This is a genomic window from Sphingobium sp. DEHP117 (genome assembly GCF_030867385.1).
In the GTDB taxonomy this organism is placed as follows: domain Bacteria; phylum Pseudomonadota; class Alphaproteobacteria; order Sphingomonadales; family Sphingomonadaceae; genus Sphingobium.
In genome coordinates this window covers 219,137-244,981 of the sequence record NZ_JAPFBJ010000001.1, presented here as the reverse complement: position 1 = coordinate 244,981, position 25,845 = coordinate 219,137, and the positions used below count along the sequence as shown (strand labels likewise).

The following is a 25,845-nucleotide window of genomic DNA, read 5'->3' as shown; positions in this document are numbered from 1 at the left end:
CCTGTAGAACTGATCCAAATTTCGCTTTTGCGCAAAAAGCGCATGGCTGTATAGCCGCGCCCAGCATGGAACAAAACAGCAAATCCGCGCAAGGGCAAGACGATCGGCCGATCGTGCTCATCGGCATGATGGGAGTGGGTAAGTCGACCATCGGCCGCCGCCTCGCCGCGCGCCTGGGCCTGCCCTTCGTCGACGCGGACGAAGAGATCGCCCATGCGGCAGGGATGACCATCCCGGAAATATTCGAGCATTTTGGCGAGCAGGAATTCCGGAACGGCGAGCGACGGGTGATCGCCCGCCTCATCGAGGGCGGACGGAAGGTGATTGCCACGGGCGGCGGCGCGTTCATGAACGACGAAACGCGCGGGCTGATCCTAGACCGCGCGATCGCGGTCTGGCTCGATGCCGATATCGATGTGCTGGTGGAGCGCGTCTCGCGTCGCGAAGGCCGGCCGCTCCTCGTCGGCAAGGATCCGCGCACCGTGCTGACGGAACTGTCGGCCGTGCGTAACCCGGTCTATGCGCTCGCACCGATCCGCATCATCAGCGGTACCGGCCCGCACGAGCAGGCTGTGGAACAGATAGTGGAGACATTGGGGCTATGATCATCGTTCCGGTTTCGCTGGGCGCGCGCAGCTATGAGATCAGGATCGAGAATGGCCTGCTCGACCGGGCTGGCGAGCAGCTTGTGCCTTATGCCCGCAACGCGCGGCTGGTGGTGGTAACCGACGAGAATGTCGCGGCCTCGCAGCTTAGCCGGCTGAAGGCCAGCCTTGCCGAGCAGGGCATTTCGATAGACCCGATCATATTGCCGCCCGGAGAGGGTACCAAGAGCTGGTCCGGCTTATCTGCGCTGATGGACCGTTTGCTGGAGCTGGGTGTGGAGCGCAAGGATGCGATCATCGCGCTGGGCGGCGGCGTTATCGGTGATCTCGTCGGCTTCGCGGCGGCGATTTTGAAGCGCGGCTGCCGCTTCATCCAGATCCCCACCACATTATTGTCGCAGGTGGACAGCTCCGTGGGCGGGAAAACCGCGATCAACGCGGCGGCGGGGAAGAACCTGGTCGGCGCGTTTCATCAGCCCGCGCTGGTGCTGATAGACCCGACCACGCTCGACACCCTCCCTCCGCGCGAGGTTCGGGCGGGCTATGCCGAGGTGGTGAAATACGGCCTGATTGATCGACCGGATTTCTTCCAGTGGTGCGAGACCAATGGAGCCGCCCTGCTGGCGGGTGATTGCACCGCCCGGACGCACGCGATAGAGATCAGCGTGCGGGCGAAAGCCGCCATCGTCGCGGAGGACGAGGAGGAAAAGACCGGACGCCGGGCGTTGTTAAACCTCGGCCACACTTTTGGCCACGCACTGGAAGCCGAGACGGGCTATTCGGACCGGCTGCTCCATGGCGAGGCTGTGGCGGCCGGAATGGCGCTGGCCTTTCGTTTCTCCGCCGCGCAGGGCCTTTGCTCCGACGAAGATGCCGAGCGGGTCAGCGCGCATCTGAAGAAAATTGGCTTGCCCGCTTCACTCAAGGACGCGGGCATAGGCGCGGATGGCGCGGCGCTGGTCGCGCATATGCTGCATGACAAGAAGATGGAGGGCGGCACCCTGCCCTTCCTTCTGGCGCGCGGGATCGGGCAGACCTTTCTGGACAAGACAGTCAATCTCGAAGCGGTAGCGGCATTTCTCGATCGCGAGGAACGCGCCTAGCTCCGCCAGTAACTCCACGCCGCCCAAAGCCAGGCCGCGATCAGCAGCGATCCGCCAATGGGCGTGATCGCGCCCAGCCAGCGCGGCGCACCCAGCGCCATCAGATATAAGGTACCTGCGAAAATCGCCGCCCCCGCCAGCATGACGATCGCCGGACCGCGCAGCGTCTGCACCAACACCAGCGCCGCGACGGCATGCAAGAGCTGATACATGCCCCCCGTCCGCAACCATTCCGCCGCTTGGGGCGAGGCTGCGCCGTGCGCGCCGAAGGCCCCCGCCGCAATGGCGAGCGCTGCGCTCAGCGCCGCGAGAAGGCCGATCATGCCGCCTCGCCCTTGCGCGCGGCTCGCGCGGCTTCAGCGGCGTCCCGCACAGCCTCGAAGGCCAGCAATATCGAAGGGTGGCGCGCAGGATAGCCGCGCGCGGCCTCGAACACGGCGACCCCCGGCCAGAAATTCGCCTCTCCCTCTGCACCCGCCAGCCAGACGCGCAGCGCATCTGCCGCGGCCCGCATCTCTTCGGCTGTCTTGCCTGTGCCGTGGGCGTGAACCAGCGCGGCGGAAGCCTGCCCCAGCGCGCAGGCGCGCGCCTCCAGACCCAGCGCGCCGATGCGCCCTCGATCGTCCAGCGACACATCGGCGATGACGCGGCTGCCGCAGGTGGGAGAGCGGCGATCCGCGCTGGCATCCGCGCGATCGAGCCGCCCCTGCCCCGCCAGCGAAGCCGCCAGCCGCAAAATGTCGCGATTATAGAGGTGGGATGACATGGCTTGAGCCTAGCCCATTTGCTGGCCGAGCGAAACAGCCTTCATCCCGCTGGCAGGCTGAGGCGCACCAGCAGGCCACCCAGATCTTCGCTCTCCATCAGGGCCACCGAGCCTTGATAGATCTCCGCCACGTCGCGCACGATCGCGAGGCCAAGCCCGGTGCCAGGCTTGGCGCTGTCCAGCCGCACGCCCCGATCGAAAATGCGCGCCCGTTCCGCATCAGGGATGCCGGGGCCGTCGTCCTCTATATCGATCCACACCATCTGACCGTCCGGCGCGGGCCGCACCGTCGCGAACACGCTGCCCCCGCCATATTTCGCGGCGTTCTCTATCAGGTTGCCGAGCAACTCATCGAGATCCTGCCGCTCCACAAGCACTGATGCCGCCGCATCGCCGTCCATATCCACCCGGACATCGGGGTAGAGCCGCGCCACCGCGCGTTCCACCGCCTGCAGGCTCTCCCACACGTTGGCCCGACTTTGCGCTGTGCCGCGCCGGCCGACGGCACGCGCGCGGGCGAGGTGGTGATCCACCTGCCGCCGCATCGTCGCCGCCTCGCGCATGATCGTGTCCTTGAGATCGGGCGCATCAGCCGTTGCGGCATTCATGATGACGGTGAGCGGCGTTTTGAGCGCGTGAGCGAGATTGCCCGCATGCGCCCGCGCCTCCTCCGCCTGCCGCTCATTATGCGCGAGCAGCGCGTTCAGTTCCTCGACCATCGGCAGAACCTCGTCCGGCACGGCCTCCGTAACCCTGCTCTTTTCGCCCGCGCGCATCCGCCCGATTTCCCGCCGCAGCGCGCGCAATGGGCGCAGGCCATAAAAACTCTGGATGCTCGCCATCAGGAACAGGCCGATACCGAGCAATGCGAAACTGCGCACCAGCGTGAACCGTAGTGCCCGGATTTGCGAATCAAGGCCAGAGCGCGCCTGCGCCACGGCAAAGGTCCAGCGATCATTGGAGCCGGGTATGATAACCTTGCGCTCCATCACGCGCAGGCTCTCGTCCGGAAACTGCATGCTGTCATAGATCCGCATTTCGGAGCTGGGATAATCGACATCGAGCTTAAGCGCCCGGTCCCACAAGGATCGCGAACGCCAATCCTCATGCCCGCGCGCGCTGATCTGGTAATAGAGGCCGCTATTGGGTTCGAGGAACCGTTGATCGGCAAGCTGGCGATTGAAGAATACCTCGCCGTCAGGGCCGATCTCCGCCGATGCGATCATCGCCGTGAGGGCATAGGCCATGCCATCATCGAAATTGCGGGTGATCGCATCGCCCTGCAACCGATCCAGCGCCACACCGCCGCCCGCCAGCATGATGATGATCCACAGCGCCGCGACGATCATCATCCGGCGGCTCAGCGAGCCTGTGGTGCGCACGGGGGTCGGCATGATCTGGTGTCTGTCCTTTGCCGGACAGTTTATGACGCGACTGGCTCCTCAAGGCTATAGCCAAGACCACGGATCGTGGTGATGACATCAGGCCCGAGTTTCTTGCGAATCCGTGTAACAAACACCTCGATGGTATTTGAATCGCGGTCGAAATCCTGGTCGTAGATATGCTCGATCAGCTCAGTGCGGCTCACCACCTTGCCCTTGTGATGGAGAAGGTAGGAGAGCAGCTTATACTCCTGCGCGGTGAGCTTCACCGGCTCACCCTTGAGCGTGACCTTGCCCGAGCGGGTGTCGAGCCGGACATCTCCTGCGGTCAGTTCGCTCGACGCATTGCCGGATGCTCGGCGAATGAGCGCGCGCAGCCGGGCGATCAATTCCTCGGACTGGAAAGGCTTCGCAAGATAATCGTCGGCGCCCGCATCCAGCCCTGCAACTTTGTCGGACCATGAATCGCGCGCGGTGAGCACGAGTACGGGGAAGGACCGCCCCTCCCTGCGCCACCGATCCAGCACAGTGAGGCCATCGATCTCCGGCAGGCCGAGATCGAGCACGGCGGCATCATAGCTCTCTGTACTGCCCATGAAGTGGCCATCTTCGCCATCGGTGGCAAGGTCGACCGCATAGCCCGCGCCTTCCAGCGTCGACTTGAGCTGCCTGCCCAGATTGGGTTCGTCTTCAACAACCAGCAACCGCATAGTCCGCCTTTCAGTGCGCCCGGCCCATCACCTCGCCGGTGCGGCCATCGACATCGACCCAGACGACCCGCCCATCGCGCACATATTTCAGGCGATAGCGGTTCGAATTCTGGTGAAACTCGGAGCCGAGATAGGTGGCATCGCCCATCTCTCCCTCAACACGCCGCTTGATCGTGGAAAAAGGCATGGCCCTCCCCTCCAGCATCGCGCGGCGAGCGGCGTCCTGTTCATCTCGCGGACCGCGCGCCAGCGCATCAGGCAGCGTCATCGTGCCATAAGCGGAAAGCGACAGCAGGGAAGACAGGAACAGGCGGCTCAGCATCGTCATGCTTCTGTCATAAGTCATGGCCTTTGAACAAGCGGTGAATAGCGGAGTCAGTTTCAAGACAGGTGCGCTCTACCGCTCCAGAACATATTGCAGCGTGACAGTTACGCCGTTGCTGACCTGCCCCGGCTCGACATTGGCCACCTCCGCCTTCGCCATCTGGGCGACCACCGGGCGCGGAGCCATGGCATCGACCGGGCGCGAATAGTTCATCGCCTCCGAGATGGACACCAGCCGCGCGGTCGAATAGCCCGCGCCCCTCGCGTAAAACTGCGCCTGAGCCGCGCCCGAGGCCAGCGCCCGCTGGCGCGCCTGCACCAGCAAGGGCTCGGGATTTTCGACGCTGAACGTGGGGCCATTGATCGTATTGCCGCCGTTCGCCACCATGGCATCGAGGAATGCGCCCAGATTTTCGATATCGCGGGTCTTGATGGTCACCATGTTGCTGACCTGATAACCTTTGAAGACCGACTGCCCGTCGCGATAGTCATATTGTGGATTGAGGCTGAATCCGCTCGTCTGAATATCCTTCGCGGCGACGCCCTTCGCCTTTGCCGCCGCGATGACCGCGTTCATCTGAGTGCTGTTGGCTCGCAAGGCCTGCACCGCCGTCAGTGCGTTCGACTGAACGCCCACGCCGATCATCGCAAGATCGGGCTTGGCCTCGATATTTTCGGTTATGTTCAGCGTGAGCAGCGGCGTCTGGCTTTGCGCCGTCACGCTCGGCATCTGAGCTTGCGCGGCCAGCGGCAACGGCGCGGCGGCGGCGAACATGAGCGCGAGGGGCAGATATGTACGAGCCTTGGGCATAGCATCTCCTGAGAATGTGAGTTTGCGAGACAATCTCCTTATTAGGCCAATCGTTCCCTTGCTGCGGGCTGAATGAGGGTCTAGGCGGCGCAGATCATGGCTGCACCAATCTTATCGTACGAGGGGCTGGGCCTCATCCAGGGCGCCGGCTGGCTGTTTGAGGGGCTTGACCTTCACATCGGCGAGCGGGACAGGCTCGCGCTCATCGGCCGCAATGGCGCGGGCAAGACGACGCTGCTGCGCCTGATCGCGGGCGAGGTGGAGGCGGACCGGGGCCGCCGCTCGATCGTGCCGGGCACGCATGTCGTGATGCTGGAGCAGGACCCGGATGTTTCGGGCTTTGCCACTCTGCTCGATTTCGCGCTGAAAGGCCCGGATGCGCCGCCGCAGCATGAGGTAGAGGCGATTGCCCACCAGATCGGCATCGACCTCTCCCGCGAAGCCGCAACGGCAAGCGGGGGCGAGCGCCGCCGAGCCGCCATCTGCCGGGCGCTCGCCTCCGAGCCGGACCTGCTGCTGCTCGACGAACCCACCAACCATCTCGACATCGCGGCGATCGACTGGCTGGAAGACTGGCTGAAGCGCTATACCGGCGCGTTCATCGTCATCAGCCATGACCGCACTTTCCTCACCCGCCTCACCCGCCAGACCCTGTGGCTCGACCGGGGCAGCCTGCGCCGCAACGAGATCGGCTTCGGCGGGTTCGAGGCATGGATGGAGAAGGTCTATGCCGAGGAAGCGCGCGCAGCGGAAAAGCTCGACGCAAAGCTGAAGATCGAGGCACACTGGCTGGAGCGCGGCGTCACTGCGCGCCGCAAGCGCAACCAGGGGCGGTTGGCCAAGCTGCACGAAATGCGGGCACAGCGCGCCGCTATGCTAGGGCCGCAGGGCATCGCCAAGCTCGCGGTGGTGAATGACGAGGTCAAGACCAAGAGCGTGATCGTGGCGGAACATGTGACAAAGCGCTTTGGCGACCGCGCCATCATCCGCGATTTCTCGCTGCGCATCCAGCGCGGCGACCGCATCGGCGTCGTCGGCGGCAATGGCGCGGGCAAGACGACTCTGCTGCGCCTCCTCACCGGCGAGATCATGCCCGACGAAGGTACGATTACACGCGCAAACACGCTCGACGGCATCGTCATAGACCAGCAGCGCAAGCTGATGGCGCCTGAAAAGCGCGTGCGCGACGTGCTGGCCGAGGGCGGAGACTGGATCGACGTGCGCGGGGTCCGCAAGCACGTTCAGGGCTATTTGAAGGAGTTCCTGTTCGACCCCAAGCTGGCGGATGCCAAGGTCGGCACGCTTTCGGGCGGGGAGCGGTCCCGCCTGCTGCTGGCGCGCGAGTTCGCCCGCGAATCGAATCTGCTTGTGCTCGACGAGCCGACCAATGACCTCGACCTCGAAACGCTCGACCTGTTGCAGGAGGTGATCGCCGATTACGCCGGCACGGTCCTGATCGTCAGCCACGACCGCGACTTTCTCGACAAGACGGTGACGATCACTCTGGGGCTGGACGGCTCGGGCAAGGTCGATGTCGTCGCTGGCGGCTATGAAGACTGGGAGAAACAGCGGACGCGGCGGTCAGACCCGGCAAAGCGCAGCGCCTCGCCCGCAAAGGGCGATGCCGCCTTGCCCCCTCCCGCCCCGCCCGCCAAGGCGGCCAAGCTGAGTTACAAGGACCAGCGGGACTATGATCTGCTGCCCGCGAAGATCGAGGAGCTGGAAGCAGCAATCGCGCGGGACGAGGCGGCCATCGCCGACCCGGATCTCTATACCAACAACCCCACCCGCTTCGCCGCGCTGATGGCTGCAATCGAGAAGGCACGCGCAGAGAAAGACGCAGCGGAAGAACGCTGGCTCGAACTGGCCGAGATGGTTGAGGAGATGGCGCGGTAGGCGATTGCCTCACGAGATTGGATTTGAGAGCAAGAGTCGGAGTTTCGCGATATGATGAACCCGCTAGGCTGATCCTGATTTGCAAAGAGAGAGCATCATGAGCAGTCAGGACAAGCAGGCAGAGGTAATACTAGCCGATCCGCGATGGGCACGGATCGTCGCGCGCGACAAAACCGCTGATGGGGAATTCTGGTACACGGTCAGCACGACCGGCATCTATTGTCGGCCGTCCTGCCCTTCGCGAGCCTGTAATCCCGGCAATGTGACCATCCATGACACGCTTGAGAGCGCGCGGCAGACCGGCTTCCGGGCGTGCAGGCGGTGCAAGCCTGATGGGCCGCCCGCCGCGATCGCGACCGCAGAATTCGTTACGAAGGCATGTCGGCTGATTGAGACGAGCGAGACCAGGCCCTCATTGACCGATCTCGCCGAGGCGCTCGGGGTCAGCCCGGGCCATGTGCACCGGATCTTCAAAGCACATACCGGCCTTACACCGCGAGGCTACGCTGCCGCGCATCGCGCGAAGCGCCTGCGCACGGCACTGTCTCGCGACATAAGCGTCACGGAAGCGATGTACGATGCCGGGTTCAGTTCAAGCGGCCGCTTTTACGAGGCCTCAAATGGCCTTCTTGGCATGACACCATCCAGTTTCCGCAAGGGCGGAGCGAAAGAGGAGATCCGCTTCGCGATCGGCGAAACAACCTTCGGCTCCATCCTGGTCGCATCCAGTCCCAGGGGAGTAGCGGCCATCCTTCTCGGCGACGATCCCGATCTGCTGGCGCGCGATCTGCAAGAGCGTTTCCCGTGCGCCACGCTCATCGGTGCAGACGCCGATTACGAGGCGGTCGTCGCTGCGGTAGTGGGCTTCGTGGAACAACCCGAGATTGGGCTGGAACTGCCGCTCGACGTGCGCGGCACTGCGTTTCAACAGCGCGTATGGAAGGCGCTGCGTGATATTCCGATCGGGGAGACGCGCTCATATAGCGAAGTCGCCCAGCGGATCGGGGCGCCCAGCGCGATACGGGCTGTCGCAGGCGCATGTGCCGCCAATAGACTGGCGATAGCCATCCCCTGCCACCGGGTCGTTCGCAACGATGGCACACTCTCGGGTTACGCCTGGGGCGTCGAACGCAAGCGCGCGATCCTCGCCATGGAGCAGTCCTCCCGGCCATGAAGCGCGATAACACCTCAACTATGCGTCAATTGAACGGCCAGCCTGCGCCCATTCATCCATGTACCTTGATGCAGGCGGAACCGACCGAACTGTGGGGTCGATTAAATGGACCGAGCCGGAATCGAATTGGTTACTTAGTGATTTGATATTGCTCTGAAATTTTGCCTAAAGTTTAGGCCATTCCATCAATCGGTCCATCAGAACAAAATTCAAAATGGGTTCAATTCCCAAAGCAGGAATCGATGTCGCTTCGGCTCCGATTCGCGGGGCAGTATATCCATCAGTTTAGAAGACGATATAGTTAGCTTGGCTGGCCAGCGTTGATGACGAAACGCCGACATGGACGAACCCGCTTTCGCGGGAGAGTCGCGTGGGGAGAGGTAGCGCGATAATGTGAGGCTTTGCGCGGGGCGAGTCCGGCGCCTGAGCGTGCGAGTTCCTTCAACTGAGAGGAACTTGCCATGGCTAACATTTCCACCACCGCCCCTGTCACTTCACTGCGCCAGCGTATGCAGCATGACATGATGATGCGGGGTCTTCTGCCTCGAACCCAGGACCAGTATATTCGGCATATGCGGCGCTTTTCTGCCTGGCTGGGGCGCCCGCCAGATACCGCCACGTCCGAGGATCTACGCAACTTCCAGATCCAGCAGCACGAGAGCGGCGCCAGCGCGGGCACGATCAACGGTGCAGTCTCGGCGCTGCGCTTCTTCTATACGGTCACGCTGCGACGGCGTGATCTGGCGCGCGGTCTGGTCGCGACCCGCCGCCCGGACAATGTGCGCGAGGTCTTGAGCGTCGAGGAGGCGGCCCGCCTGCTCGAGGCCGCACCGGGCATCAAGTACAAGGCGGCGCTGGGCGTGGCCTATGGTGCCGGCCTGCGCGTGTCCGAGGTCGCGTATCTCAAGGTCGATGACATTGACAGCAAGCGCATGCTGATCCGCGTCGAACAGGGCAAGGGCGGCAAGGATCGCAATGCCATGCTTTCCCCGCAGTTGCTGGAACTGTTGCGGCTGTGGTGGCGCGAGGGCAAGCGGCGTGGCGTGATGTTCCCGCATGGCTGGCTGTTTCCGGGCAGCAGCTACACCGACCCGATCTCGTCGCGGCAGCTGCATCGCGCCGTGAAGGAAGCCGCCGAGGTCGCCGGGATCAAGCGGCGCATCAGCCCTCACACGCTGCGGCACAGCTTTGCCACCCATCTTCTCGAGCAGGATGTGGATATACGCGTTATCCAGGTGCTGCTGGGCCATAGCAAGATCGACACCACCGCGATCTACACCAAGGTCTCCACCCGCACGATCCAGGCGGTCGCCAGCCCGCTCGACCGGATCATCGCGCTGATGGAAGGCAAGCCGCCTCCCGGCTGAGCCGGTGCGCCCCTCGCTCGAGGTCGCCGACATCTTCCGCAGCGCTGGTCCAGCATATCGGACCGCCCATGCCGGGCATCTGAGCCTCAACCAGCTCAAGGTGATGACGGCGATCGAGAACTGTCGCACTGCTGCGCTTGGCGGTCATGTCGAGGCCTGCGAGGACTGCGGACATTGGCGGATCGCCTATAACAGCTGCCGCAACCGGCATTGTCCCAAGTGTCAGGGCGCGGCTGCACGCACATGGCTGGCCGAGCGCGAAGCCGATCTGCTTCCCGTCGGTTACTTCCATGTCGTCTTCACATTGCCCGCCGAGGTCGCGGATATCGCGTACCAGAACAAGGCGGTGGTCTATGACCTGCTGTTCAAGGCGGCATCGGAGACAATGCTCACCATCGCTGGCGATCGCAAGCACCTCGGTGCGCGCATCGGCATCACCGCTGTGCTCCACACATGGGGCTCGGCGATGACCCACCATCCGCATGTGCACATGATCGTGCCGGGCGGCGGCATCGCGCCCAATCGATCAAGCTGGATATCGTCACGGCCTGCGTTCCTCTTGCCAGTGCGGGTTCTGGGCAAGCTGTTCCGCCGTCTGTTCCTCATGCGATTACTGGCACTTCATGATGCAGGACGACTCTTCTTCCGGAGCAACGCTGCGCACCTTGCTGAGCGTAGTGCGTTCCTGCGCCACCTGGCCCCGTTGAGAAAGAAGCGCTGGGTGGTTTATGCCAAGCCGCCTTTCGCTGGGCCGCAGGCCGTGCTTGCCTATCTGTCGCGTTACACCCACCGTGTTGCCATCTCGAACCGGCGGCTGATCGCGTTCGACGAGCGCGGCGTGACGATGCGCTATAAGGATTATCGTCGTGCTGACCCCGACCGCCAGCAGGTCATGACCATCAGCGCCGATGAGTTTATCCGGCAGTTCCTCCTTCACGTCCTGCCGCGGGGCTTCCATCGCATCCGCCACTACGGCCTGCTCGCTGCCTCGTCACGCAAAGCCAGCCTCGCGCTCGCCCGCCAGCTGCTCGATGTTGCGGTGCCGCCGGACGATCTGCCCGAGGAGCCAGAGGACCATCGCGCGCCATGCCCATGCTGCGGCGGTCACATGATCATCATCGAGACGTTCGAACGCTGGCGGCAGCCCCGTGCGCCACCACCGTCGGCGCTGCTGATCCGGGAGCTTGCGTCATGATCCGGCATGGCTTGCCCAGCAAAACGATCACTGTCACTGCGACTTGGTCGGTGAGGCAGTGCACACCAATCCCAAACTCGATCCTGACACCGAGCAAAAGGTCCAACGAAACACACACCAATCGCAATCTGACGGTGCTCGACATGGCGATAATCGGATCCCTGACAGCCCTCCCAGCTTGGCATCGCCTGCCAGGCAGATCTATCCCAAAGCCCTTTTACCCATAGACCAGTGCATGGGGCCCGCGGGTTCCTCCATGTTAGAATTTCGTACGCAAGCGCCCGAAATCCTTCGACATAGCGGTCGTTCGTGGAGCTAGAGTGGCCCGCCGATAGCCGCTATTCGTTCAGGTGGATGAACCGGCTCCCCAAAGATTTCGGGAAGCCGGTGAATAATCAAATTTCGGTGCGCTCGGATAGCGTCAGGGCGTCGTCGACATCTACGCCGAGATATCTGACGGTATTTTCGATGTTGGTATGACCGAGCAGAATCTGCACCGCGCGAAGATTGCCGGTCGCCTTGTAAATGAGCGCGGCCTTGGTTCTGCGCATTGAGTGCGTCCCATACTCTCGCTTGTCGAGACCGATCGTCGAGACCCATTCGTCCACGAGGCGCGCATATTGCCGCGTGCTTAAGTGACCCAGATAATCGATCCTGCTCGGAAAAACGAAGTCACGGAATGTTCCGCCGCGCCGGTCGAGCCAAGCCGTCAGGCTCTTGCGTGCTTCTGACATGATCTCGAACTGCACGGGCCGGTCGGTCTTCTGCTGGATGACAGTTGCTCGATCACGAAAAGAACCTGCGCTCATCAGATCGCCAATCTTTATTTTGACCAGATCGCAGCCGCGCAGTTTGCTGTCGATTGCGAGGTCAAACAGCGCACGGTCACGGATGCGCTTGTGTTCATCCAAATAAAAGCGGATCGCCCATATATCGCGTGGCTTCAAAGGTCGTTTCGCCCCAACGTTTTTACCGGCATTCCAGGGACGCCGATCATGTATGGCGGGGTCAAGGTCTGAATGTCCCATAACACTTCTCCTACAGCCAGAATGGTCAAGGGAAATCGGATATGCTTCGGCAGCAATAATGCCCGCTTACAACTGGATAAGTGGTTCCTGTGCCCTGAGCGGGGGGAATTTCCATAGGCCCAGCGCAGCTTAAACTCGTGCCTCTCCCCTGCCGCGGTCTTGCCAGAGAGCGTGTATTTGTTCACCGAGACTGATCGGATCGAACGGCTTGAGGATTACGCCGAGCGCTCCCATGTCCATATAGGTTTTCTGTTGGTGAACTTGTGCTTTTGCCGTCATAAATATCACCGGGACATTCGAAAAACCTGGTATGAGTCGGATATTATTTAGGGTGCTCGGCCCGTCCATCTTTGGAAGCATGACGTCAAATAGGCATAATTGAGGTTTGAACCGGGTGGCCGATTTTATCGCAGCAGTGCCATTGTTAAAATGCTTCACGTCATAACCGGATATTTCGATAAGAGATATCATCACCAATTCCGCGATAACATCATCGTCTTCGAGATAAAGTATCTTTTTCAGTGGCCGCATCATTCCTAGCATCTCAATCTAATGCAACTGGAAGTACAAAATAAAAAGATGTGCCCTTACCTTCCGTACTTTCGAAATTTACGGTTCCACCAAACTCCTCTATCAAGGATTTAGTGATGTTCAGCCCAAGGCCACTTCCACCCTGTTGCCTCGTCGTCGATGAATCGGCCTGCGCAAATCTCTGAAAAATCTTCGATTGAAAAGCCAGCGGAATGCCCGGTCCGTTATCTTTGACCGCAATGCGAACGTTGGTCGGGTCATCCAATTCGGCGCTGATCAGAACTGTATCGCCGGCGTCAGAAAATTTGGCGGCGTTTGAAAGCAGATTTACGAGCGCTTGGTTAAATCTGTTGGGATCAAGCCGAACTTTCACGCCGCTTACATTCACTTGCGTTTCAAATTGAACGTCATGGCTCAACGCCAGACCGGCATGACGATCAACAATGTCCTGCACCAGCGGACCGATCTCAATGCTTTGCAAGACAATTTCGAGTTTTCCTGCCGCAATTTTTTCCAGATCCAGAATATCGTTCACCAATTCTGACAGACGGATCGCGCCATTATGGGCAAGCGAAAGAAGCCGGGTTCCCTGCTCATCCAAATCATGGGCGTGTCTCGCCAAAAGCAGGCCTAGTGAAGCCTGAAGCGATGTTAGCGGAGAACGTAATTCATGGCTGACGGTTGAAATAAACTCATCTTTGATTTTTTCATCGCGCTTACGCTGGGTTATGTCGCGACAAATCCCGACATATTTTTTCTTGCCTCCAATCTCGAATCTCGAAACGCCAAGTTCCATTGGAAATGTGCTGCCATCTTTCCGCTGGCCGATAACTTCGCGTCCAATACCGACTATTTTAGCCAATCCGCCCTTGGCGTAATTGTCGAGATAGCTATCATGGTTCGAACGATCTGGTTCCGGCATCAACATCGAAATGTTTTGACCGATCACCTCGTCTGTAGAATATCCGAAGAGCTTTTCGGAAACGGGCGTGAAATCTCTTATTATGCCGCGATCATTAATGACAATTAGTCCATCGAGCATAGTGTCTATGACAGCACGCAATTCTTCCTTTGCGTAGCTGTCTCTGTTCCAAACCACATCCTGGCTGGAGGAAATATGAGACATCTGATCGTTGAAGGACTTTTCAATTTCGTCGCACAGTTCGGCGACCAGCCGACGAAAATATGATGGATCGGATTCGGACCCGCTATTTTGCAAATATTCGTCTAACGAGCCTGACAGATCGCCAATTTTCTGATCTCCAAAATGTGATGCGGACCCCGCCAGTTTGTGAAGATCACATTGCAGTTCGATGGACCGCTGTAAGCTAGGGAAACCTTCACCACTCAACGATTTCAGAGAGTTCAGCAAATCAATTTTCCGCTGCTGGTAGCGCTCTTTGAGTGAGAGCTTGCCTCTTGTTGAGTTCGGATCACTCTCGTTTCTTTGCCGGGGCATGGATTTAGACAACATAAACGACGTCCGCGTCATTGAAGTCGCTCATCGCAGGTTCTACTTGTTCCTCGACCATCGGTGACACACATGGAAGAGATATGATAAATTCAGATCCAACCGACGGATTGGATCGACAGGTTATTCGTCCATGTTGCTTTTCCAACGCCTTGCGAACAAGCGTCAGGCCCAAGCCCGTGCCGGGATATTCGTTGTGAGCGTGAATCCTGAATAGGGGCGAAAAAATCGCTTCGATATACTCGGCCTCTATACCAATGCCATTATCTCGAACCGATATTAAGCATTCGCCATCGTGCTGTGATCCATCAATTACAATGGTTGGCTTTTTGCTGTTATTATATTTAATGCCGTTTATAATGAGGTTCTGCAGGATGCTGCACATCAGCGTTTCATTCGCTAGAAACACGCAATCGTTTTTTATCCGGACACACGCCCCACTTTCATGAATATATTGAGTAACGAAAGAGATCGATCTTTTGACGACTCGCGATAAATGTGTTGCACTACATTCGATTGGTTTATCTATTAAAGTGTATTCCGACATGACATTTACGAGATCGGACATACGTTGACTCGCCGATTGCAGAAATTGCAGATGGCGCGCCAATGTAGGTGAGTTATTTTTACCCAGTTCATCCGATATCATTTTCACGAACGTACCAATTTGCCGTAAAGGTTGCTGGAAATCATGTGCAAGCGTGTGAGCGAACATCTCGAGTTCCTGCTGCTGCCGAGCAATGACCTGGCGTGCCTGAGACATGCGTACTGCGCGATCAACCATCCGCCGCATGGAATCGATATTGAGCCGTCTCTTTGGTATGTAATCTGAAAGATTTTCCCGGACTGCCTGTGCTGCAATTTCTTCATCACCGGCTGATGTCATCAGGATAATGGGCAAATACGGCCATTTTTGTCGCAAGCTAATTGCCGTCGTCAGTCCATCAGTCTCAGGCATCTGATAATCGAGAATGACGCAATCAAAAGATACGGCAGAGCATATCTGTGCTACATCCCTACTTCCGTTAAGCGTTACGATTTGAGCTGATGGAAAGGCTGTCCGAGCAATGTCCTCAACAATATCAAGGAATAGAAGATCATCATCGATCAAGAGTATGCTCAGATTTTTCATGCAATCCTCGGGCAATGACAAGATTTGCAAAATTCCATATTGCGAAAATAATTTTGGTCACCCCCTCAATGCACCTAGCTTACCGCGCGGATGACACGCTTCAATGATCTCGTCATCCTCGCTACGCTGCTCTGCTTGGTTAAATATTTCCACGCACCCTTTTTCCCGGCGCGATAAACATCTAATTGCGCGCGCGAAGAACTGAGAACTACCGAAGGAAAGTCTGCCAATATGCGCGCGTCGAGTTCGGCAAGAAGCTCGAAACCATCCTTGCGGGGCATGCGCAGGTCGACGATCGCCATGTGGATCTGGTGTTTTCGTCCATCTACAATGGTCAGTGCCTCGACGCCGTCGCGTGCCCGCACCACCGCTTTGACTTCCGGAATTTTTGAGAGAGCCGTCTCGATGAGATATGCGTCCGCGTCATCATCTTCGACCAGCAAAATCTCCAAGGATGCTGTCGTCGCATCAGCGTCAGCCGTTTTCTTTAAAAGGCCGATTGCCTCATGCAGATGAACAGGCTCACCGGAGCCCCAGGAGTGGGAATTTTCAAGAAGCATTGGACGTCTCCCGAACAAAGATGGGTCTCTGGGACAATTTTCTGCGCTGTGTAGGCGTGAGACAAATGTCCGTTATTTATCGTAGGAAATTTTCCGATAACTACGGATCGGAACGAAAAATTTTCCGACGCTTAACGTCATTCAGCAGAAGCCGTCAGCCAGAACTGTGCAGAGGAAATCTTCAGGACTTCCGGAATACACTTCGGCTGCCTGATTTCCATCGGTCGACTAAAATGATCGAGCGGCGCATCAACGGCTGGGCCAGGAGCAGACAAAAGCAGCTCTCGCTCAATTGCGGACGTCCAGAGGCACGGAACATGGCATCGAAACTTGCCATTCATTCACAGCCAGCTCGACGATTATGATCGACTAGCATCGGACCGCACGAGCCGTGTACTTCAGAGCGAAAAAGGCGGAAAAGCCGGACACTCAGGGCAAATTTATGGCGACCGCCGCTCCTGCTTATAAAGTTAATGCCTACGCTCCGTGGAGGACGTTAACCCGCACTATTCATGAGGCCTCCGCTCCGGGTTCGTGCGAGCATGGTTTGTCGGTCGCCGGGTGATCAGAGCAAGCTCCTCCGGCGGTTTTTTCACCGCGTCAGGATCGATGGGCTTTTCGAGGTTGAAGGACGAGGGCTCGGGCTTTGGGCGGCACTGCCGCGCTGGTTATGTGGGTGCCGGCCGGAGGCCGGTGGCAATGGTTCTGAACAGGCTGGCATCGGGACAGGCTGACGCGAAGGCGACGCGGATGCGCGTAGCGGTTTCGATGATGCGGGCGGCGACCTTGAGCAACCGCAGGCGCAGCGTTGCGAACTCGGCGGTGGCGAGCGCGGCAGCCTTCGGGATTTCCTGCTGGATGCGCCACACGAGCCAGTAGGCGGCGGTGTGCAGGATGAGGCGCATCTGGTTAGCATTGGCTGAGCGGCACGAGGTACGATCGCTGGCAAGCTGGGTCTTGTGGCGCTTGATCAGGTTCTCGGCGTTGCCGCGCGCGCAGTAGAGGGTGTCGTAGATATGCTCAGCCGAACCTTCGGCCAGCGAGGTGACGACATAGCGGATGTCCATGCCCAGCGTGCTGGCCTCGATCCGGGCGACGACGCGGCGCTGGCACTTCCAGCTCTTCGCGCCGTAGCGGGTCTCGGCATAGTTGCGCAGGACCGGATATTGGCGCTGAGCCCGCTTAACCGCGCAGGCATCGGCGGCAGCGACGATTTCGGGATCAGCACGCAGCGCGGCGTTGGTCGGCAGGCCGAACACGTAGTCGACGCCGGCCGCCTCGCAGAAGGCCATGACCTCGGGCCGGCCATAGTGCCCGTCGCCGCGGATGGTGATGTGCGTTTCGGGCCAGTGCCGGCGCAGATGGCGCACCAGGCGCCGGATGTGGCCGGCAGCTTCGGCGCCCGACGGTGTCTTGCCGGTGCGCAGCAGCATCGCCACCGGTCGGCCGGTGGCAGTGTCGTAGACATGGATCGGCAGGAAGCAGCGCTCGCCATGATGCCCGTTCCAGAAGGAGAGCTGCTGATAGCCATGAACAACGTCACAGGTGTCATCGATATCCAGCGTCACCGCCGCCGGCGCGGCGGGGTAGCTGGTGCAGTAGATGTCGATCATCGCGGCCATCATCCTGGCCAGCTCGCGTGTGGTCGGCGCATTTTCCCACCGGCTCATCGTCGGTTGGCTGGCCAGCCCCGCGCCCGATCCCGGCAGCTTGCCCAGCGCCAGGCGGAAGCCCGGATCGTCGCGCAGAGCGTCGAGATCATCGGCGTCTTCATAGCCGCAGGCGATCGCGAACACCCGGGCACGCAGGATGTCATCAAGGCGATGGATCACCCGCACAGGGTCCCGCGGATCGGCAATGCAAGCCGCAAGCCGCCGGCAAAGCCCCATCGCGCGCTCGGCCTGTGCCAGCAGCAGAACACCGCCATCCGAGGTGAGCCGACCTCCGTCGAACGCGGCTGTGATCTTCTTGCGCCCGATCGCTGGAAACGAAAATCCCGGCGCGCTATCATCGCTCCCGGCGGGTGTGGCCCGTGGCATAAATTGCCTCGCTGCAGGACTGGTCTAGACACCCATTTTCCTACATGAAAGCAATCGCTTACACCACTCCCGCCAACCCTTCTGACCAAGCCCGATGAATAAGCCGGGTTAAAGGTCGGCGGTCGTTCGCTGAAACGCGCAGGTTATGGTTTACCATCCGCTTTGTGAGATACATTGGCTAGGATTACTTAGAATCCTTCAATCCGGATTGGATACTTCCCACATCCGATATAAGCTCACCAGAGAATGAACGTACGTAGGTTCGAAAGGGAAAACGTGTGAATGTATCACGAGGAAAACCTCGGCTCTCGAAGAAGGCGGAACAGCGCGCCGAAACAATGGAGCAGATTTTCGATGTGGCAGAGGAACTCTTTGCAAAGCATGGCTTGCATGGCGTAACTCTTAAGGACGTTGCGCAACGTGTAGGTGTCCATCACACACTTCTGAACTATTACTTCCAAGACAAGCAGACACTTTTCCGACAGGTCTTCGCGCGGCGAGCGGCGATTACAAGCGAGCGCCGGATGAAGGCGTTGGATGATTATGAAGCCAGTGCTGGTGGCAAGCCAACCATAGAAGGTGCGTTACACACATTTCTGGATACGGATCTCGATCTTTACATCGCGGGTGGAGAGGGCTGGAAAAATTATGCCCAGTTGACGGCGCAAGTCGCGAACACCCCCGAGTGGGGTGCAGACCTCATGGATGAGCATTTCGATCCTGTCGTTCTGCGATTGCTAGAAATCATCCGGAAGGCACTGCCCGGCTGTGAAGATGCCGATATTTTCTGGGGATATCATTTTGTTACGGGTGCGTTGATGCTGACGCTGGCACGGACCGGACGCATCGACAAGCTCTCAGACGGGGTTTGTCATTCGGACGATTTCGAGGCGGTGAAGAAGCGAATGGCCTCGTTTATGGCTGCGGGGTTTCGGAAGATATGTGAAGACGTTTCCCACCGATAAGAAGAAAAGAAGTCGATTTTTGAAACTCTCTGCCGTCCCTATACTCGGCGTCAAGCACTATCGCCCGGAATTGCCTGCGCTGGCGACCTCTCGCTCGGCTTGAAAGAAACCATAGGAAGGCACCATATCACCGGCACGCTCGCTGAGTGCATACCAGTTCTCGGCGACCTGCTCCCCCGCATCAGCATCAGAACCGATATAGAGACCTCTCGACAAGCTGACCGACGCTGTAGCGAAATGGCCAGCACCTGCGCAGAGAACCGCCCGAGTAGGAGCGTCCTCACAGACGAGCGCGAGCAAACCTGGACTAACCAGGGAAGGCTTCAGCAATACGAGACTTTCCTCAGTTAGCACGCCGTGGGTCATCTGGGTTGCAGCTGTGGGCGCGAGGCTGTTGACACGTATCCCGTATTTTTCGCCTTCAATCGCGAGCGTCTGCATCAGACCTACCACCCCCATCTTGGCGGCCGCATAATTCGCCTGACCAAAATTGCCCCATAGTCCTGAAGAGGAGGTGGTCATGACGATGCGGCCATAATGCTGTGCACGCATCGTTTCCCACACCGCTTTGCAGCAGACCGCCGCACCAATAAGATGAACATCGATCACCTGTCTAAAGTCATCCATTGTCATTTTGGCGAAACTTTTATCGCGGAGGATGCCTGCATTATTGACCAGAATGTCGATACGGTTCCATTGATCCAACACCTGTCGCGCCATTGCTTTCATGGCTAACTCATCCGTCACCGAGGCAGCGAAGGTGACTGCCTCTCCTCCCGCATCACGAATTTCAGAAACCACTGCCTCGGCGTGATCAGCCGACAAGTCGTTCACGACCACCTTGGCACCTTGGCTTGCCAAATACAGAGCATGATCGCGCCCCAAGCCACCCCCTGAACCAATCACGATTGCGACGCGACCCTTGAGTTTCCTCTGATTTTCGTTCGACTTCATTACAGCGTCCATCAATTATCTTGTGAGTGAAAATGTCAATTGTGCGGATTTGTTGAGCACGATGGGTATCGTGAACCATGACGAACCCTAAGGCGGATGGGGCGAACATCAGGCAAGGCCGTAACGCTCACGCAAATGGAGTTTGTCGATTTTGCCAGTTGGCGCCAATGGCATTGCGCCAAGTCTCACAATCTCGTCCGGGACCCACCAGGAGGCCAAACGGTCCCTCAGTCGATCATAGATTTCTTCGTCACTGATGCGCGCGTCGGATCGCAACTCGACCAGCAGGATAGGACGTTCCCCCCACTTCGTGTCCGGCCGCCCAATCACGGCTGCCTGGGAAACTTCAGGCATCGCACCAACTAACGATTCGATCTCAGCCGGATTGATCCATTCGCCGCCCGATTTGATAAGCTCTTTGGACCGGCCAGTGATGATTAGGCCGCCTTGGCCATCAATGCGAGCGAGATCGCCGGTGGGAAACCAACCCTGCGCATTCGTCGCAGCAAAATTTTGGCCGAAATAACGCTCTATGACGGCGGCGCCCCGTACCCACAAATGCCCTTCGACATTGCGCTGCCCTGGCAATTCGCAGCCGTCGGCATCGGTAAGCAGGAGGTCGACGCCAATCGCCGGAGTACCGGCCATATGCGCAGCGCGATCCGGAGCGCTAAACGACGCAACGGTACCCGAAGGCGATAATTCCGTCATGCCCCAGCTCGTCTGGACGACCACGCCCAATCGTTCCTCCAGACGCGCCATCAGCGCCGGCGGCATAGGCGCCCCGCCCACAATTATTCTGCGCAGCGATGGCAGCATTGCCCCCGTCGCTTCCACATGCTCAAGTAAACCCATCCACACCGTCGGCACCCCTACGCCGACGGTGACGGCTTCTTTCTCGATCAGACGGGCGAGACTGGCGCCATCGGTATGTCGGCTCGGCAGTACCAGCTTGCCGCCGACGGCTGGCACCGCAAAAGGCAACCCCCAGGCGTTCGCGTGAAACATGGGCACGACGGCAAGGACGGCATCCGATTTCGTAAATGCCATGACGTCTGCCTGCAATATGCGAAGCGTGTGCAGGAAGCTTGAGCGGTGGGTATAAGTGACGCCTTTTGGAGCACCCGTTGTTCCCGAGGTGAAGCAAAGACCCGCTGGAGCCGTTTCGTCGAACCCACCCCAGCTCACCCCATCGGTCGCGCCGCCGATAAGGTCGTCAAGGTACGCGAGGGGTGTCCCGCTTTCGCTGACGCGGTCAGAAATTTCGCCATCGATGATGAGCAATCGCTCAAGAGATGGCACGTGTTTGACGAGTTCGGTTGCGAACTTGCGCAGATGGTGGGACACGACAAGGACCCGAGCGGTCGACTGGTTCGCCATGGAAGCGAGTTGGTCGATCGTCAAACGGGGATTGAGCGTATGGCAAACCGCCCCAATGCCCATAACCGCATACCATGTTTCGACATGCGCCTGACTGTTCCAGGCCAATGTCGCGACGGTATCGCCTCGCCGTATCCCTAAGGAAGACAGCAGCGCCGAGACGGCGAGACTGCGGTCACGTAGCGCGCCATAACCTACCCTGTCGGTGCTACCGTCGCCTCGCGCGGTTACTACCTCGGCATCGGAATGCCAGCGGGCGGCGTGATCGAGAAAGCTGTTCAACAGCAATGGATAGTCTTGCATCGTGCCGTGCATCATGAGCGGTTCGCCTCGACGCCTCCAGCGAATTGCCTCAGCGGAGCATTGAGGCCGACGTTCCAGTTCCAGGGGATATTTCCGCCGGCACGGCGGCGGCGAATGACTTCATCGTTAAGCTCGAATGCGCCGGGAAAGAGATGGACGTCAGGACGCGGCCGATCCTGAAACGCCATATAGGATCGGCGATCCGCATAAGGGTGCCATTGCGGGAGGTCGGGTACATCGGGGGAGCCATGTGTAGCGAATGCGACCCAGTAGTGCATCATCGCGTCTGACATCGCCCGCTCAGCGGCGCTATCTTCAATCTTGGGCCAGTGCATCGGCGGTTGCTGCAGAGATCCGAAAACGAACGGAAGCTCGCCCGCGTGAAAGGCATGAAGGCCGAGCCGGTCCGCCTCGGGATAAGTGTGATCGAAGAGGTAGAGGAAGGAGGACTGGCCCAAAGCTGTCTGACCGGCGACGATTCTCTCCGCTGTCCAGCCATACATGGCGTCCCGCGTCGCGGCGAGCAGGCTCTCTTCCAGCGGATGGGGGGGATAAAGGCGCAGATATTCATCGGCGAGGTCTCCATAACGCTCGCGGATCGCTGGCTCATATGTCGACTGGTCCTGGGGAACATCGGGCGCCAGGAAGCGGATCGATCGGATCTCGCCGCTGTTGAAGCCGGCAAGAACCGGGACAGGTGCCTGCTCTCCCCGCTCGAACGTGTCGATAAGCTGACGCGGCAGAATCACTCCGTCGATCGTGCCCCATGTTTCGAAAAGCTGCTCGGCTGCTGCGGCATTGAGCCGATCAGCATCCCATTCCCGCAACTCGTCGATCGTGTCGCAGCCCACTTGCCGGCAAAAGCGTGTTCCTGCCACCTCCGCCGCCTCGTGGCCGTGGCGTGGGGTTTTCAGCTCAGGCATCGAGATCATATAGGCGCTCTGTGCAATGGCCTTGGCGAAGAGGCCACGCGCGGCGGGGCAGGCCATCAGGAACAGCACGCTCAATGCGCCCGCGGATTCTCCCGCAATAGTGACATCATCCGGGTTTCCCCCGAATGCCGCGATGTTTCGCCTTACCCAGCGCAAGGCCTCGATCTGGTCGAGGAGGCCGTAATTGCCCGACACGTCATCTGCCGACTCTGCGCTGAGCGACGGGTGCGCGAGATAACCGAAAATGCCGAGCCGGTAATTGATCGAAACCACTATCACGCCGAGACGGGCGAGCGCCGCGCCATGGCAAATGCTGTCGCAGCTGGATCCCGTCACCAGCGCGCCGCCATGAAACCACACCAAAACCGGCGCGTCCTTTGCATGAGTGGGCGCCCATATATTAAGCGAGAGGCAATCCTCGCTCATCTGCGCGTAACGCTCGGCATAGATGCTGCCGGTTCGCGGTTTGGGTTGCCAGCAGGCGGGGCCGAATGCATCGGCGCGCCGTGTTTCGGTCCAGGGCGGCACCGGCACCGGGGGTCGCCACCTGCGCTCACCGACGGGCGGCAGTGCGTAAGCAATGCCCAGAAAGGCGTCAAGACTTCCGTCCCGGGTCCCCAGCAGCGGGCCATCCGGCGTCTCTACCAAAGCAGTGCAGTCCGTCACGCCTATCGTCCTTATTCCGCCACTAGCGCGGTCGCGTCGCACGACGGGCACGCTGATGATAATCCTGTTGGGACTGTATTCCGGCCCCTCTCATGAGAACGTCCGGAATACACATAGTCACGCTTTCCACGCAGAAACGAACGCGATCTCCGGTTCTGCCCACGACCCGGCCTTCCCGGTACGGGCGCAGGAGACAACCGACCCCGATACGCTGTTAATATTTCCACGCCGCCCGGAATCCAATCGTCCGTGGCCGCAGTGTTGCGTAACGGCTGGGGGAATTGGAAGCCGGATTGATCCCGATATAGGTATCGTCATTCAGCAGGTTCTCGACATAAAGACTGGCTTCCCAGCTTTTGCCTTCCACGCCGATCGTCGCGCTCACATTCTCATACGCGGGTATCTTCGCATAATTCGGATCGGGCGTGCCCGCGCCCGCCACGTTTGGAAATCCATTGGGATAGGAGCCGATGTGCTGCACATCCAGCCTTGTGTAGAGGTTCCAATCGTCACCGACCGACCAGTTATACTGCGCAAACCCGGCCGCGCTGAACTCGGGCGCGGTCAGGCGGGCGCCCTTGACGGCGCCGGAGCTGAGCGCTTCTGCAGGCGTCAAGGCTTTGATCTTGGCACTCTGAAACGTCAGATTAAGCCCCAAATCCAGCGCCGCTACCGGCGAGGCCTCGATCTCGATTTCGACGCCCTTTGACACCGCCTTGGAGATGTTGCCGACGAACGGGACCGTGTCGGACGATCGCGTCAGACCGACCTGCAAATTGTCCCACGGAATGTAATAGGCCGCGATATTGGTCCGAAGATGACGATCAAGCCAATATGCCTTCAGGCCCACTTCGTAATTCCACAGCGAGTCCGATTTGCCGACCAGCGGAATGATCAGCGGATCGTTGGGATCGACGATACTTTTGCCGCCGTTGGTGAGCGCCGCCGAGTTAGGATGGTCGCGCCGGAAACCTTCCGCTGCGGTTGCGTAGATGGTTTGATTGGGGGACGGTTCCCAGGTCAAGCTGACCTTCTTTGTTAACGTGCCTCGGCGTCCCGTGTCGAGTGTGAAGGGCGTTACCGGGCCGAGCGGAACCGCGACATTTCCGCCGCCAAAGACCGCACCGAGCGTCGCGCCAAACGAGTCGAAGCCACGGTTCTCGATTTCGACGACATAGCGCGATTTCGTATAGCGAAGTCCGCCGGTCAGCTTCACAGTATCGGTGAACTTGTACGACAGTTCACCGAATAAGGCGGCCTCTGTCTCGCGGATCGTGCGATAGTCGTTCGCCAGGTCGGCGCCGGGGCTCTGATTGCTTGGGAGCCCCGTGATATTGAGGCTCTGGAGGAACGCGGGATCGGTGAAGGCGCCGCCGAGAAAGTCGCTATGGCGCTTCAGATAAAATCCACCCGCAACCCATTGAAAGGGGGAGTCCGATTGAGAGACCAAACGGACCTCTTGAACGAAGTTCTTTTGGGATACGCCTTCGGCATATCCGAACGGCAGCACGCCCGCCAAAATGCCATCGAGCGCCACGTCCCACCTATTTTTGACCTTCGCGTAAGTCGTTGACGATATCAGGTTCGCAATTCCAAGGTCATATTCGATACCCGCGTTAAAGCTGGTGAACTTTACCTTGGCGGCATTTGGAACGAAGCCAGATCTCTTGAATTTTCCCAGCGCGGGATCGAACAGGCTCCAATCATCAACCTTGACGTCGTCATGCATCGCCATCAACGTGACCGATAGATCGTCCGTGGCTGCCCACTTCAAAGCCAGGCGACCGCCCCAATCACGAGAGTCGTCGGAATTCTTGACGCCTGTGCCCACATTATCGACATAGCCACCCTCCGTGCGATGATATGTCACGGCACGCAGTGCCAGCTTGTCGGCAATTAGCGGCACGTTGAGCATTGCATCGAACCTGCGTCGTGGATCGCCTCCGTCGGTCCAGCCGAGATCAACGCTCGCACGCGCGGCAATGCGCGACAGGTTCGGCTTCGCGGTAATGACACGCACAGCGCCCGCCAAAGAGCCGGATCCAAAGAGAGTTCCCTGCGGTCCGCGCAACACTTCAACCCGCTCGATATCATAAAGCGGAAGATTGGGCGTCACGATCGAGAAACTGGTGACCGGGACTTCGTCGACATAGACGGCGACCAGTTTCTGTTCGCCAATGCTGTTAGACGTGGTGCTCGTCTGGAGACCGCGAATGGTGAACTTGCTGAATTGCTTGTTGGGTTCGCTCAGGACTACGCCGGGAACCTGACGGGCAAAATCGCCATAATTCTGTATTCCTTGGCGTTCCAGCACATCCCCTGTCAGCGCGGTAATGCTCAAGGGAACATCCTGCAGATTTTCCGCACGCTTGGTCGCTGTAACGACGATCTCTTCAAGAGCTGAGTCGTTCAAAGCTTCGTTAGAGGCCGTCGAGGCGCTTGCGCTGCGATCGCCAGTTTGAGCCACAGCGCCAGCAGCGCTCATCGATATGATGGCACCGGCACATACGGATGCTAGCCAAAATGCTTTCATTTATCCCTCCCTTGGCGC

General features: G+C 59.2%; 23 protein-coding genes. 7 read left to right on the top strand and 16 right to left on the bottom strand.

Annotated features, from left to right (window positions below; genetic code table 11):
• Window positions 1-65 precede the first annotated feature (65 nt).
• Window positions 66-605 (top strand): shikimate kinase, encoded by a 540-nt coding sequence (locus OOT33_RS01170; protein WP_307748146.1) that lies wholly within the window; start codon window positions 66-68, stop codon window positions 603-605.
• On the top strand, window positions 602-1,708 hold the full coding sequence (gene aroB / locus OOT33_RS01165) for a 3-dehydroquinate synthase (protein WP_307748145.1): 1,107 nt from the start codon (window positions 602-604) through the stop codon (window positions 1,706-1,708). Before OOT33_RS01170 ends, aroB begins: the two co-directional genes overlap by 4 nt.
• On the opposite strand, the gene OOT33_RS01160 is transcribed toward aroB, so the two are convergent.
• The 6 genes from OOT33_RS01160 to OOT33_RS01135 form a co-directional block, all read right to left on the bottom strand.
• A complete protein-coding gene (locus OOT33_RS01160) occupies window positions 1,705-2,031 on the bottom strand; it encodes a DUF423 domain-containing protein (RefSeq protein WP_307748144.1) in 327 nt (108 codons plus the stop codon). The two genes, aroB and OOT33_RS01160, sit on opposite strands and share 4 nt — an antisense overlap.
• Window positions 2,028-2,474, bottom strand: coding sequence for an iron-sulfur cluster assembly scaffold protein (locus OOT33_RS01155; RefSeq protein ID WP_307748143.1), 447 nt, complete (start codon window positions 2,472-2,474; stop codon window positions 2,028-2,030). Before OOT33_RS01155 ends, OOT33_RS01160 begins: the two co-directional genes overlap by 4 nt.
• A gap of 41 nt (window positions 2,475-2,515) precedes the next feature.
• On the bottom strand, window positions 2,516-3,826 hold the full coding sequence (locus tag OOT33_RS01150) for an ATP-binding protein (protein ID WP_307749260.1): 1,311 nt from the start codon (window positions 3,824-3,826) through the stop codon (window positions 2,516-2,518).
• A 71-nt stretch (window positions 3,827-3,897) separates the two neighbouring features.
• A complete protein-coding gene (locus OOT33_RS01145) occupies window positions 3,898-4,566 on the bottom strand; it encodes a response regulator (RefSeq protein WP_307748142.1) in 669 nt (222 codons plus the stop codon).
• Between the two features lie 10 nt (window positions 4,567-4,576).
• Window positions 4,577-4,894, bottom strand: coding sequence for a hypothetical protein (locus OOT33_RS01140; RefSeq protein ID WP_307748141.1), 318 nt, complete (start codon window positions 4,892-4,894; stop codon window positions 4,577-4,579).
• Window positions 4,895-4,963: 69 nt separating this feature from the next.
• On the bottom strand, window positions 4,964-5,701 hold the full coding sequence (locus tag OOT33_RS01135; RefSeq protein ID WP_307748139.1) for an SIMPL domain-containing protein: 738 nt from the start codon (window positions 5,699-5,701) through the stop codon (window positions 4,964-4,966).
• 96 nt (window positions 5,702-5,797) lie between these two features.
• Here OOT33_RS01135 and OOT33_RS01130 point away from each other — a divergent pair, with 96 nt between their 5' ends.
• From OOT33_RS01130 to OOT33_RS01115, 4 genes are all read left to right on the top strand, one after another.
• Window positions 5,798-7,597 (top strand): ATP-binding cassette domain-containing protein, encoded by a 1,800-nt coding sequence (locus tag OOT33_RS01130; RefSeq protein ID WP_307748137.1) that lies wholly within the window; start codon window positions 5,798-5,800, stop codon window positions 7,595-7,597.
• A gap of 97 nt (window positions 7,598-7,694) precedes the next feature.
• Window positions 7,695-8,771 (top strand): bifunctional DNA-binding transcriptional regulator/O6-methylguanine-DNA methyltransferase Ada, encoded by a 1,077-nt coding sequence (gene ada, locus OOT33_RS01125; protein WP_307748136.1) that lies wholly within the window; start codon window positions 7,695-7,697, stop codon window positions 8,769-8,771.
• A gap of 461 nt (window positions 8,772-9,232) precedes the next feature.
• Window positions 9,233-10,138 carry a tyrosine-type recombinase/integrase gene (locus OOT33_RS01120; protein ID WP_307748135.1) on the top strand — a complete coding sequence of 302 codons (906 nt, stop codon included), beginning with the start codon at window positions 9,233-9,235 and terminating at the stop codon, window positions 10,136-10,138.
• A 4-nt stretch (window positions 10,139-10,142) separates the two neighbouring features.
• Complete coding sequence (locus tag OOT33_RS01115; protein ID WP_373690471.1) at window positions 10,143-11,333, top strand: IS91 family transposase; 1,191 nt, start codon at window positions 10,143-10,145, stop codon at window positions 11,331-11,333.
• 395 nt (window positions 11,334-11,728) lie between these two features.
• Here the strand turns inward: OOT33_RS01115 and OOT33_RS01110 are convergent, their stop codons facing one another.
• The 6 genes from OOT33_RS01110 to OOT33_RS01085 form a co-directional block, all read right to left on the bottom strand.
• Window positions 11,729-12,361: a tyrosine-type recombinase/integrase gene (locus tag OOT33_RS01110; protein WP_307748134.1), complete on the bottom strand. Its 633-nt coding sequence runs from the start codon at window positions 12,359-12,361 to the stop codon at window positions 11,729-11,731.
• Window positions 12,362-12,490: 129 nt separating this feature from the next.
• Window positions 12,491-12,895, bottom strand: coding sequence for a response regulator (locus OOT33_RS01105; protein WP_307748133.1), 405 nt, complete (start codon window positions 12,893-12,895; stop codon window positions 12,491-12,493).
• A 10-nt stretch (window positions 12,896-12,905) separates the two neighbouring features.
• A complete protein-coding gene (locus OOT33_RS01100; RefSeq protein ID WP_307748132.1) occupies window positions 12,906-14,384 on the bottom strand; it encodes a PAS domain S-box protein in 1,479 nt (492 codons plus the stop codon).
• Complete coding sequence (locus OOT33_RS01095; protein WP_307748131.1) at window positions 14,356-15,495, bottom strand: ATP-binding protein; 1,140 nt, start codon at window positions 15,493-15,495, stop codon at window positions 14,356-14,358. Before OOT33_RS01095 ends, OOT33_RS01100 begins: the two co-directional genes overlap by 29 nt.
• A gap of 74 nt (window positions 15,496-15,569) precedes the next feature.
• Window positions 15,570-16,055 (bottom strand): response regulator, encoded by a 486-nt coding sequence (locus OOT33_RS01090; protein WP_307748130.1) that lies wholly within the window; start codon window positions 16,053-16,055, stop codon window positions 15,570-15,572.
• A gap of 668 nt (window positions 16,056-16,723) precedes the next feature.
• A complete protein-coding gene (locus OOT33_RS01085) occupies window positions 16,724-18,094 on the bottom strand; it encodes an IS1380 family transposase (RefSeq protein WP_307748129.1) in 1,371 nt (456 codons plus the stop codon).
• A gap of 338 nt (window positions 18,095-18,432) precedes the next feature.
• Between OOT33_RS01085 and OOT33_RS01080 the strand changes: the two genes are divergently transcribed.
• Entirely contained in the window at window positions 18,433-19,059 is a 627-nt protein-coding gene (locus tag OOT33_RS01080; RefSeq protein WP_307748128.1) for a TetR family transcriptional regulator, read from the top strand.
• A gap of 57 nt (window positions 19,060-19,116) precedes the next feature.
• On the opposite strand, the gene OOT33_RS01075 is transcribed toward OOT33_RS01080, so the two are convergent.
• The 4 genes from OOT33_RS01075 to OOT33_RS01060 form a co-directional block, all read right to left on the bottom strand.
• Window positions 19,117-20,013, bottom strand: coding sequence for an SDR family NAD(P)-dependent oxidoreductase (locus OOT33_RS01075; protein WP_307748126.1), 897 nt, complete (start codon window positions 20,011-20,013; stop codon window positions 19,117-19,119).
• A 108-nt stretch (window positions 20,014-20,121) separates the two neighbouring features.
• Complete coding sequence (locus OOT33_RS01070) at window positions 20,122-21,711, bottom strand: AMP-binding protein (RefSeq protein WP_307748125.1); 1,590 nt, start codon at window positions 21,709-21,711, stop codon at window positions 20,122-20,124.
• Window positions 21,708-23,294, bottom strand: coding sequence for a carboxylesterase family protein (locus tag OOT33_RS01065; protein WP_307748124.1), 1,587 nt, complete (start codon window positions 23,292-23,294; stop codon window positions 21,708-21,710). Before OOT33_RS01065 ends, OOT33_RS01070 begins: the two co-directional genes overlap by 4 nt.
• A 214-nt stretch (window positions 23,295-23,508) precedes the next feature.
• Entirely contained in the window at window positions 23,509-25,827 is a 2,319-nt protein-coding gene (locus tag OOT33_RS01060) for a TonB-dependent receptor domain-containing protein (protein WP_307748122.1), read from the bottom strand.
• Window positions 25,828-25,845 lie beyond the last annotated feature (18 nt).

Bases quoted from the DNA above. Each gene is read 5' to 3' on its own strand.
- OOT33_RS01075 (WP_307748126.1), bottom strand. From the start codon at position 20,013: ATGAAGTCGAACGAAAATCAGAGGAAACTCAAGGGTCGCGTCGCAATC.
- OOT33_RS01105 (WP_307748133.1), bottom strand. From the start codon at position 12,895: ATGATGCGGCCACTGAAAAAGATACTTTATCTCGAAGACGATGATGTT.
- OOT33_RS01160 (WP_307748144.1), bottom strand. From the start codon at position 2,031: ATGATCGGCCTTCTCGCGGCGCTGAGCGCAGCGCTCGCCATTGCGGCG.
- OOT33_RS01145 (WP_307748142.1), bottom strand. From the start codon at position 4,566: ATGCGGTTGCTGGTTGTTGAAGACGAACCCAATCTGGGCAGGCAGCTC.
- OOT33_RS01120 (WP_307748135.1), top strand. From the start codon at position 9,233: ATGGCTAACATTTCCACCACCGCCCCTGTCACTTCACTGCGCCAGCGT.
- OOT33_RS01110 (WP_307748134.1), bottom strand. From the start codon at position 12,361: ATGGGACATTCAGACCTTGACCCCGCCATACATGATCGGCGTCCCTGG.
- OOT33_RS01085 (WP_307748129.1), bottom strand. From the start codon at position 18,094: ATGCCACGGGCCACACCCGCCGGGAGCGATGATAGCGCGCCGGGATTT.
- OOT33_RS01070 (WP_307748125.1), bottom strand. From the start codon at position 21,711: ATGATGCACGGCACGATGCAAGACTATCCATTGCTGTTGAACAGCTTT.
- OOT33_RS01090 (WP_307748130.1), bottom strand. From the start codon at position 16,055: ATGCTTCTTGAAAATTCCCACTCCTGGGGCTCCGGTGAGCCTGTTCAT.
- OOT33_RS01100 (WP_307748132.1), bottom strand. From the start codon at position 14,384: ATGACGCGGACGTCGTTTATGTTGTCTAAATCCATGCCCCGGCAAAGA.
- OOT33_RS01135 (WP_307748139.1), bottom strand. From the start codon at position 5,701: ATGCCCAAGGCTCGTACATATCTGCCCCTCGCGCTCATGTTCGCCGCC.
- OOT33_RS01095 (WP_307748131.1), bottom strand. From the start codon at position 15,495: ATGAAAAATCTGAGCATACTCTTGATCGATGATGATCTTCTATTCCTT.
- OOT33_RS01155 (WP_307748143.1), bottom strand. From the start codon at position 2,474: ATGTCATCCCACCTCTATAATCGCGACATTTTGCGGCTGGCGGCTTCG.
- OOT33_RS01170 (WP_307748146.1), top strand. From the start codon at position 66: ATGGAACAAAACAGCAAATCCGCGCAAGGGCAAGACGATCGGCCGATC.
- OOT33_RS01150 (WP_307749260.1), bottom strand. From the start codon at position 3,826: ATGATGATCGTCGCGGCGCTGTGGATCATCATCATGCTGGCGGGCGGC.
- OOT33_RS01060 (WP_307748122.1), bottom strand. From the start codon at position 25,827: ATGAAAGCATTTTGGCTAGCATCCGTATGTGCCGGTGCCATCATATCG.
- OOT33_RS01130 (WP_307748137.1), top strand. From the start codon at position 5,798: ATGGCTGCACCAATCTTATCGTACGAGGGGCTGGGCCTCATCCAGGGC.
- OOT33_RS01140 (WP_307748141.1), bottom strand. From the start codon at position 4,894: ATGACGATGCTGAGCCGCCTGTTCCTGTCTTCCCTGCTGTCGCTTTCC.
- OOT33_RS01080 (WP_307748128.1), top strand. From the start codon at position 18,433: ATGGAGCAGATTTTCGATGTGGCAGAGGAACTCTTTGCAAAGCATGGC.
- ada (WP_307748136.1), top strand. From the start codon at position 7,695: ATGAGCAGTCAGGACAAGCAGGCAGAGGTAATACTAGCCGATCCGCGA.
- aroB (WP_307748145.1), top strand. From the start codon at position 602: ATGATCATCGTTCCGGTTTCGCTGGGCGCGCGCAGCTATGAGATCAGG.